The following is a 3,328-nucleotide window of genomic DNA, read 5'->3' as shown; positions in this document are numbered from 1 at the left end:
AGAACGAGGGAAGTTTCGGGGAGCAGGTCATCTCCCCTATGCAAACACCTCAGTATTCTGAAAAACTTCGCCGGTGGACAAGACAGTCTAAAAAACAGCCGGTTTATACCATAAAATTCGATCACCTCTATCATCTTTCAGAAAAGGCCTCTGTTGCTTTAAAGAGGGGTTTCAAAATATACTGGAGGACAGTTTTGCTTCCAGAATTTAATTCCACCTGAGCTTGCATACCTGGTTTGATTTTTACATAACCCGTAGGACCTTTCAAGGTAGAGGTGTCAAGTTTGATAAAGACTTCATAATAAGGTTCCCCATTACGCTCATTTTTATCGAGAATTGTATCTGCTCCTACGTGCACTACTGTGCCGGTAAGTGCCCCATAAATCGAAAAATCAAACGCAGACAATTTAATAGTTGCGGGCATTCCAGAATAAACGAACCCAATATCCCTCGGATCGATCTGTCCTTCAATATGGAGTTCATCCTCGAGAGAAAGTATTTCGATGAGCGGGTCGCCCGGCTGTACTACTCCTCCGATCGTAGTTGCAATTACTTTGTTAACAACACCGTGTATCGGTGAACGCACATCTGTCCTCAGTAATTGATCTTCTCGACTGCTAATTTGCTCGTTAATCTTTTGTAAGGAAATTAGTGCCTCGGAATACTCTTGAGATCTCGTTTGCTCAAACTCAGTAATCACAGCATCCAAACGCGATCTAAGATCCTCAGCAGCTTGCTCCGCCCGTATCAAGTCTATTTCCGGCATCGCTGATTTCTCTGTCATTGCTCGCAAAATTTTTAATTCAGCTTCTTTTAATTCAATTGTCTTACTTAAGTTATCAATACTTTTATTTATCTTATTTCTACGCGCCAAGTACAGCTGGTGCTCCGATGCGACTTGTTCTGGTGCCAACTCCCGCAGCTCGGAATCAGGCTCAAACTCTCTTGAAAAGTCCGCTTCAACCCGAAGTCTTTCTAATTTTAAAGTCAACGCCCATTGTTGAGACTTAAGCTCTTGGTAAGCGCTTTTAAAACGTGTTCTGTCCATCTCCGCTATAGGTTGCCCCTTGCGCACAATATCGCCCTCAGTGACATAAATATGTTTCACTATTCCTCCTTCCAGATTTTGGACGATCTGATTTTTTGTAGATGGCACAACATAACCCACACCACGAACGACCTCGTTCAAGGGAGCAAAATTAGCCCAAGCGATAAATACGGAAACAATCAATACTATAAGCCTTATTTGCACACGACTAGACCGCACCCCCTGAGCGTTGATAAACGCATTAACTTCACAACCTAACTTCATGACGATTCGGTGGTTTGTAAAGGCATAGACGACGATATAGAATTTTTTCTCGTCGCATCACGCTTCCCCTGCAAAACAACTTGTCCTTGTTTCAGCACCGCTATATGCGACATTTCGGAAAGTATTTCTTGTCTATGAGTAGCTATAATACAGGTCCTTGATCCAATCCAACTACCAATACGCTTCACTACTGCCTTTTCAAGATGCTCATCTAGAGATGACGTTGGCTCATCAAGTAAAATAATAGAAGGATCTTGGAGATAAATCCGAGCAAGACCGATACTTTGTTTTTGGCCAATTGACAGGCCGTCCCCACCGTCGCCTATTCTTAAGTCTAATCCCTCGGGACTTTGCTTCACAAACTTCCCCAGACCCCCAAAAGTTAATGCTTGATGGAGTTCCTCGTCGGTACTTTTATGAGTAGTGGGAGACAGGTTTTCCCTTAAGCTTCCTCGAAACATTTTTATCTCTTGCGGCAACAACCCAATGTTTCTTCTTAAATCACTGGGATCAATTTGCCGAAGATTCAACCCATCAATTTCCACTTCTCCATCCGCCGGTTGATAGAGCCCAGCAATCAGGCGCAATAACGTTGACTTCCCAGATCCATTGCTACCAAGTAAGGCAATCCGCATTCCAGCCTTAATTTCGAGATTGCCTATATCTATTGCCATTCCACGCACTTCTGAATGCGAGTAGCGTAGATTTTTTACAGAAATATCGCCATGGACTCTAGGCTTGCTAACGTACACACATTCTAGTGACCTTTCCTGTTTGGCTAACATCAAAGTTTCAAGTGCGGCTAAAGCTGATTTCATGTTCTGCCAAATCAAAAGTGAATTAGACAGCTGAGAAATAGGAGATAAAGTACGTGTTGTAAGAATAGCGACAGCGATAAGTACACCACCGGAAAGCTCTCCGGCAAAAATGAGATATACACATGCAATAACAGCGCACACGTAAGTGGCTTGTTGTATTGATGTTGCCCAATACGTTAGTAAAGCGCGTAATGTGCGTTGCTCTGTGGTTTTCAGTGCATTCAAAGCAATAACTTCCTCCCACTGCCTTTGAAACAACGATTCAGAACGGCTAATTTTAATTGCCTCCAGACTGTAGGAGGCTTCTATTAGTATTTTAGACGCTGAAGTCAAACCGCCCATAGTCTCGTCCGATAGGCGCGCCATACGACGTTGTAGTAGAATATTAGGAAGCGCTATTAAAACGGCCCCTAACATAATGATCCAGACTATAGGTCCAGCTATCCCATAAATCAAAAGTAAAAAAATAAACGAAAAGGGAAGATCAGAAATAAGGCCAATGGCGACATTCGAAAAAAATTCCTTTACTGACGAAAATTCACGAATCATATTTACAACTGCACCCGGAGAAGATGGCAGATTATCCAATTTCACACCAAGTAACCGAGCAAACATATTGCTTGTGATCTCTATTTCTGCCTCCTTCCCAATATGATCAATTATTCTGGCTCGCCTTACACGCAAGATTGCTTCGAAGAGTATCGCCAACCCAACACCACTCGCGAGAACCCAGAGCGTAGGTTCGGATTGTCCCGGGATAACCCGATCGTAAACTTGTAAAGTGAAGAGCGAAACCGTTACTGCCAATACATTAGCAAATAAAGACGCCGTAATTACATCAAAGAGATAGTGCTTTTGGAGTACCAATCTACCCCAAAACCAGTGCTTATTTTCGCTACTTAATACGTGCTGGCGCAAGAGAAAGGTCAAATTCGGCAAAATCCGAAAAGCTTGCCCCGAATGCCCTTCATCAACGTCCGATAATGAAATGGAACGAACCGCTGTTGGATTGACAACGTCGAGAACGTGCAGGTCGTCGGTATCTATATCCACAACGACAAGGAATTCGTCCGATCTTAATTTTAAACAACACGGTACTACTAAATTTGTTACTTTATCCACGTCAGTCCATACTATTTCATGATCAAACCTATGCCCAACTCTCTCCAATAGCTCTTCTGTTAGTATCCCGTGCTCA

At 43.0% G+C, this 3,328-nt stretch carries 2 protein-coding genes; both read right to left on the bottom strand.

Annotated features, from left to right (window positions below):
- Window positions 1-130 precede the first annotated feature (130 nt).
- Window positions 131-1,312: a beta-barrel domain-containing protein gene (locus ACR0L4_RS23365; RefSeq protein ID WP_170438256.1), complete on the bottom strand. Its 1,182-nt coding sequence runs from the start codon at window positions 1,310-1,312 to the stop codon at window positions 131-133.
- Window positions 1,309-3,328 (bottom strand): ATP-binding cassette domain-containing protein (locus ACR0L4_RS23360; protein WP_480515595.1); only part of this gene is annotated, 2,020 nt, incomplete at its 5' end. The genes ACR0L4_RS23365 and ACR0L4_RS23360, both read right to left, overlap by 4 nt.

The sequence above is a fragment of the Ruegeria sp. AB5 genome, assembly GCF_056542645.1.
This window is presented reverse-complemented; position numbering and strand designations above follow the sequence as displayed.